This is a genomic window from Microcystis sp. M49636_WE2 (genome assembly GCF_030065375.1).
Classification (GTDB): domain Bacteria; phylum Cyanobacteriota; class Cyanobacteriia; order Cyanobacteriales; family Microcystaceae; genus Microcystis; species Microcystis aeruginosa_C.
In genome coordinates, this window is record NZ_JASJFG010000159.1 from 1 (window position 1) to 6,775 (window position 6,775).

General features: G+C 41.0%; 3 protein-coding genes and 2 pseudogenes. 3 read left to right on the forward strand and 2 right to left on the reverse strand.

All coding sequences use genetic code 11. The features are described 5' to 3' along the window. The coding region (locus tag PX484_RS03645; protein ID WP_288102892.1) for an RNA-guided endonuclease InsQ/TnpB family protein at window positions 1–787 on the reverse strand (787 nt) is incomplete at its 3' end. 168 nt (window positions 788–955) lie between these two features. Between PX484_RS03645 and PX484_RS03650 the strand changes: the two are divergent. The 3 genes and pseudogenes from PX484_RS03650 to PX484_RS03660 form a co-directional block, all read left to right on the forward strand. Then, a pseudogene (locus PX484_RS03650) lies at window positions 956–1,051 on the forward strand (photosystem II protein D); the annotation flags it as partial. Between the two features lie 756 nt (window positions 1,052–1,807). After that, window positions 1,808–3,253, forward strand: a complete 1,446-nt coding sequence (locus PX484_RS03655; RefSeq protein WP_287767923.1) for an Ig-like domain-containing domain — start codon at window positions 1,808–1,810, stop codon at window positions 3,251–3,253. Between the two features lie 125 nt (window positions 3,254–3,378). Then, the gene (locus PX484_RS03660) at window positions 3,379–5,616 is read left to right on the forward strand and encodes an FUSC family protein (protein ID WP_002801630.1); all 2,238 of its coding nucleotides are present in this window, start codon (window positions 3,379–3,381) and stop codon (window positions 5,614–5,616) included. Window positions 5,617–5,923: 307 nt separating this feature from the next. Here PX484_RS03660 and PX484_RS03665 read toward each other — a convergent pair. Next, window positions 5,924–6,775, reverse strand: a pseudogene (locus tag PX484_RS03665) (AAA family ATPase); the annotation flags it as partial.

Here is a 6,775-nt window from a genome sequence, read left to right on the forward strand (position 1 = left end):
CATAAACTACCAGATCATTAGACTGGACTAACGCCAAAGCGTCTTTAATTGCTTTGTCTTTACGTTGTCTTGACACTTTAAGATGAAGTTTAGCTACTTTTATCCGTTGCTTGTGATAGTTGTTAGACTGTTTCTTTCCTTGACGAAATAGTTTTGATAATCGTCGTTGTGCTTTTTTAAGTCGTTTTTCTGACTTTATTAAATAACGTGGATTCTCTACAGTATTACCTTGAGCATCGGTATAAAATTCCTTTAACCCTAAGTCAATTCCTGTTATTTGTCGCGTTGGTTTACCGTCAGCACGTCTAACAACTCTTACTCGTTTAATCTGTTGCTCTGAATAATAAACTAAGGTTTTTTGACTACACCATAAATCAAATTCTCCTGCTTTAAAGCCATCGGTAAATTTAATTTTACGTCGATCATCTGATAGTTTGTAACCCGTTAGTTTATACTCAACCGAACGGCTATGCTTTTTGAACCGAGGAAAACCCTTTTTCCCCGGTATCTTAGCATGACAATTATGGTAAAACCTAGTAATTGATTGCCAGGCTCTATCAGCAGCCGATTGACGAGCTTGAGAGTTTAATTTATTAACCCAAGGTGTCCCTTTATTATTAGCTAGTACCGCACAAAGTTTTTGGAGATCATTGCGGGTTGTACCCTTATGATCCATCCAATAACGAACACAAGAGTTACGCACAAACTGAGAAGTTTTAATAGCTTCATCAAGTCTTTGGTATTGTTCTGGTGTTCCGTTTTTTAGCTTTGCTTCTACGACTAGCATCTAACAATCCTCGACCATTGGTTAAATTAATCATAACACAGTTTACCCACAGATGGTGGAATTAAACCGATGCTCCGTTGCTAATATTCTGGTCGGATTTCATTTGCCGTTAATTTTGCTGAGTATCTTGTCGAAAAATGTAGCGGGGGCATTCATCCGACATTTTAGGTAATGCACGAACGCAACGCTCATAACTTCCCCCTCGATTTAGCTTCCGGTGATGCTATCCCCATGGCCTTGACGGCAGCGGCGATCAATGGTTAAAAATAAACAGATGCTGGATCCCCATCCAACATCCGCGTTCTAACTCTGCACACATTTTGCTAAGTCCTCATGATAAGTTAAAAAACGCTTCCTTTTTGGGGGCGTTTTTATTTATTCGATTGAAAAAACCGATGACAATCATTACTAAAGCTGATAAGAAAGTAGGGTGTGGGGTGTGGGGTGTGGGGTGTGGGGTGTGGGGTGTGGGGTGTGGGGTGTGGGGAGTGGGGTGTGGGGTGTGGGGATAATAAATAAAAATAATCTCCTGACTCCTGACTCCTGACTTCTAACCCAATTTTGGACAAAGATAAGTAAAAATTATTTATTGACCGTAAAAACTTGAGAATATTTAAATTAACATTCCGCAATATTTATAAATCCTTAAGAATTAATTGAGAAAGATTATTATTTAACAACGATGTTGTGATGGTTACAGCGATTTGATAAAATTTCACAGTGGGCTGTTCTGTGCTTTTTTGGGCAGCAATGGTTAAAACCCTCGCCACACCTAGAAGGTGATCCTAATTAAAACGGGTAAATCAGTCAATTTCACCCACAACGATGATCTTTTTTTTATGTAGTTTTGTTGCAAAAAAAAAGTTTTTTTGACAAAAAGCACAAAGTATGATATGCAGCCAAGGTGTTTCTGGTTGGGAGTAATTATTGTAGAGGGGGGAGATGGGAGAATAAATAAAAGCAATCTCCTGACGACCGACGACCGACTACTGATAACTGACTCCTGATAACTGATAACTGATGAAAAGATTAGCTTGGTTCGATCGCTTAGTGTTAGCGACTATTTTGGCCTTAATTGCCGCGATATCGTCGATTTTGATACAAGGAAATCAAGTTCCTACCCGAGGGGAGAATTTTAGCTGGCAAGGGCGAAAAATCGGCGTTAGGGACAATTATTTTACTTTAAGTTTTAATCGACCGATTGACCGTTCCGACATAGAAACCGGCCTGGTGATCGCTCCTCCCTTGCCGGGTAAAATTAGCTGGTCTGGCGATCGCTTGACCTATACCTTGACGGAATTGCCCATCTACGGCAAGAAATATCAAGTAAAGTTACCTATTGCCCAAGGTGAGGACTTTATCGGCGAATTTTACAGCCACGATCGAGCTTTTGCCTATATTGGAGTCAACCAAGAGGAAAGAGGCCGTTTAATCGTCTGTAATATCATTCAGGGGGCAAATAACGTCACAGAACTGAAAAAAACCATCCTTACCCCTGCGGATCTGGTGGTCACGGATTTTCAAATGTATCCGAGGGGGGAGAGAATTTTATTTTCGGCCTTCGATCGCTCTGACTTAGGACGGGATACCCCGAAACAGCAACTTTATACAATTACCACGGGTTTAAATCATGACGAACATGGTCAAAATTTGCCCAGTGGTCGTATAGAAAGGTTTTTAGATGCGAAAACCTATCAAAATCTTCGCTTTAATCTCTCAGATAACGGCAAAACCCTAATCGTGCAGAGAATTAATCATGGGAATCCGGGGGATGCCAGTTTATGGGTAATCAGGGATGATGGACAATCGCGACCGTTAGGAATACAAGCGGATAATTTTTTACTATCTCCCGACGGTAAAAAAGCGGTTGTCAGTCAAACGGGAGGGGTAGCGGTGATTCCTTTGGATGTCCAAGCGGGAAAACCGCAATTTTTGCCCACCTACGAGAAAATACTCGCTTTTTCCCGGGATGGTCGCCAAAAACTGATGGTAAAATCGGAACCGGATAATCAGCGATCGCTATTTTTGCTCAACGATCAGGGAGAGTCAAGACTACTATTAAGAACAGCTAATCCGATTATTAGCTGTGAATTTGAACCGCGACAGGAAAAAACCCTTTACTGTCTGAAAAGCGATCTGGTTATGGGCAGCGATGGCAAGGTGAAAGAAGAACCATTTTTAGCGATTATTGAGCTAGAAACGGGTAAAATGATCCCCCTGCTGGCTTTACCTAATTATCGTGACGTGCAGATGAGTATGTCTCCCGATGGCGTGGCCTTATTATTTGATCAGTTAGTAACCATACCCTTTGGAGTCGGAAATGATCTAGTCACTGGGGAGGGATCGAGCATTGCCGATGGTCGTCTCTGGTTATTACCACTCCCGGATCAATTCAGTCCCAATAGCACCCCGAAAATTTTACCTCAAGAACTCAACGCCGGTTTTAAACCCCGTTGGCTGCCCTAATACGGCAGAATTAAGGAGTTAGGAGTCAGGAGACAGGAGAGAAATCGTTACCTAATCAGGTGACTCGGAGAATACTGACTCCCGAAAACGAAAACCTCATACCTCACCATTAAGATAAGTGCTATATGCTACTTCAGCGATTTGCTTTTTTATTGCGTCCTAGTGGCGATATCGAGATCGAGCGGGGGATTCGGACTTTATTGGCGCTCGCGGTACCGATTATTATCGGTGATATTTTAGATCAGTCAGAATTGGGGTTAATGGTCGGTTTAGCGGCTCAAACCTTGATTTTAGCCGATGTGGGGGGACTTTACTGCCTGAGAGCGAAAACCCTAGTCGCTACGACTATCGGGATGGCTCTAGCTTTGATTATCGGCACATTAGCCAGTACTTGGCTAGGATTGACCGTGGTGATAGTTTTTTGCGGGTTGTTTCTAGCGGGTTATTTGACAGTTTACGGGGAAAATGGGGCGTTAGCTGGGGTAGTAATTAGTTTATTGCTGCTTTTTGCTGTTTCTTTGCCATCGGGGGATATTATCGTCGCTTTACAACGGGCCGGAATTGCTGTGTTGGGAGGGGGATGGACAATTTTTTTGGCCCTGTTTATCTGGCCTTTTCGCCCTAATCAGCCTTTACGTCAGGTAACGGCGGAAAATTTTCATGGTATCGCCACCTATCTCCGCTCTTTGCCCTTACACTCTCGTTCTAATGCTGATGAGGAGCCATATTTTGATAAAATCCGGCAACTGTTGCTCCGTTCTAGGAAAACTGTCACCTTGACGCGTCGGGGACGTTGGGGAAAGAGTGAGCTGCGGGAATTGTTAATTGTCTTGATCGAAGATAGCGATCGCATTAATACCAGCTTAATCGCGCTGCGAGAATTGCTTCATCTTCATCCCTTGCCACAACTGACCACGGTGGGTATTTTATTAGAAGATATTCTCGTGCAAGTGGCGGAAATTAGCGAAGATATTGCCTGGTTAATTTTGGGTAGAAATAAACAACCGGATTGTGAGCGCTTGCAGCTATTACTCAAGGCGATCGAGCAACAAAAAAACCTGCAAGCTAAAGTTTTAGAAAATGCCCAAGATGATTATAGCAGTTATGTGGCAATTTCGCAATTAAATAATCGTTTAAAAAAATTATCTAAACAGCTAAAAATAGCCAGTGAAACAGCGCAACATTTGCGGCAAAGCGAGGAATTTTCAGATAAAAAAAATCCCTGGCAGCGGAACTTTGAAGGGATAGAAAAAGAGTACGGTCAAGAAAAAGCTTGGTGGGAACCATTAAAATCTAATTTTAATCTAGAATCGCCCCTATTTCGTCATGGTTTACGCTTGGGTTTGGGAAGTGCGCTAGGAGTTTTGATTTACAATAAGCTAGGAATTACCCATAGTTTTTGGATTGGTTTAACCTTAGTTATTGTGTTAAAACCAGATTTTAGCCTGACTTTTCAACGCTTTTTTAATCGGGTGTTTGGCACGATTTTAGGCTCGTTTTTTGTTTTGGCACTGTTGCCAGTTATAGATAATCCGATCTGGTTAGAAATTATTGGAGTAATTTCTATAGCGATCGCTTTATCTTTGGTGCGATTTCACTATAGTTTGGCCGTATTTTTTATCACAATTTTTGCTTTAATCATCAGTCGTCTGGATGCCAGCAATGACGGCATTAATTTAGAGTATATCAGAATAGTTTATACTTTAATCGGTAGTGCTTTAGCCTTTGTACTTTCCTTCGGTTTTTTAAGGTTTAATGAAGATGAACGTTTTTCCCTCGCTGCCATTAAAGCATTAGAAGCTAATCAAGTATTTTTTCAGTCAGTTATGGCAGTTTATTTAGGAGAATCATCCTATCAAACTGTAATTTTATCTTCCCATCGCAATAAAGCTCGACGAGCAAATACAACTATGCAAACAGCCCTACAAAGATTAATTGACGATCCTAGCACACCCTTTCCACAAATGGAACCGGCAATCACTTTAAGTAATTATATTCCTCGTTTTGGTCGCGGGGTGACAGTTTTATTGACGGAATTGGAACAATATCGCGGTAGTCCTCCCCATCCTAATCTAAGTCTGTTCACGCAAGAAATAACCCAAGCTTTGACGCAATTAACCGAAGCTTTGCAAGCAAATAATCCTCCTCTTCCCTTACCTCCCCTCGAAGATACTTTAGAAAACATCCTCGATCATTTGCAAGAATTGCGAGAGGAAAGGTTAGTAGAAATTGGCCATCAGAAAGAGGGAACTAATCTCCAGAAATATTTAGGGGATTATAATATTGTCACCACGGAACTTGTGGAATTATCCAGTCGTGTTGGGGTAATGAACACAGCAATTGATCGTTTTATTAGAAGTTAAAATTTAGTTATTATAACCAGGGTGTATCTGATTTTTGTAAATCTACTGAGTTGGGTATTTTTAAAGGGAAACTGTCTTCTAAAATTGGTCATTACTTCCGATTTTATCACTCAATCCAAGCCTTTGGGGGGTTCTACCCCCCAAACCCCCCGTTGGGGACGCAAGCGCCGTCCCCAAACCCCTCGCGCATTAGCTTTTCGGTGAGATGCTTACACGCGATTGTTCATATTTTTGTACCAATTTAAGATTCACTGATAATTGCTGGTTGTCGGTATTTCTGCAAAGGTGAGATGCAGCCATTTAGCAGTCAGGAGGAAAATCGATTAACTTCGATAATTTCCGTATATTCAAAATTATTAGGACTGCGTTTCACCAGAGAATAATTAACACCATGAAGATTAATTAAATCCTCTTGACAATCTGCTTTCGGAGAATTATAAACTAACACATATTCTCTACCAATATAGGGAGAAATCTCGGTTTCTACTTCTCCTCTCCATTGAGTTTTTGTCACTAAAACAATTAACTGATTGGCTAATTGAGGAATAGCGATCGCAACTTGCCGACGATAGATATGATCAAGACTACCAAAAGGGGAATCCATCACCAGAGGAAAAGTGCTGCTATCAATTCCCATCAAAGTATTTTTCTGACTCCATTCTCGCACTCGATCGATAATTCCCCCGATAAAAGATAAACTAAGAATCTGATTTTCTCCAGTAGAAGCTGCCACGGGAATAGCGAATCCTGTCGTATTTTCTAATAATCTTACCTCGTAATCGGGACTAATACGGGGAATATAGGGAGTAAAAGAAATTGAGCTAAAGATTTCCTGTACCCGTTTTTCTAAGGACAAACGAAACTGATTTTCTAATCTCTGTCTTACCTCACTAATGCGATTAATTGCCTCTTGAGTCGCTAAAATACGTCGTTGTCCTAAATTATATTTTTCCTCTTTTTGTTGCTGTTTCTGTACCTGTTTTTGCAGGGATTCTAACTCTTTTTCATAGATATCTAGTTGATTTTTATTGCTGCCCTGTTCCAAGCGTAAATCTTTTAGGGAATCCTCGATCGCATCTAAGCGAGATTGCAGATTTTTAATATCTTCATCGGGATAATGGCGAAATTTATCCCGCACTTCATCTAATTCTGATTCTAC

Coding starts and splice junctions, on each gene's coding strand:
- PX484_RS03655 (WP_287767923.1), top strand. CDS start 1,808: ATGAAAAGATTAGCTTGGTTCGATCGCTTAGTGTTAGCGACTATTTTG.
- PX484_RS03660 (WP_002801630.1), top strand. CDS start 3,379: ATGCTACTTCAGCGATTTGCTTTTTTATTGCGTCCTAGTGGCGATATC.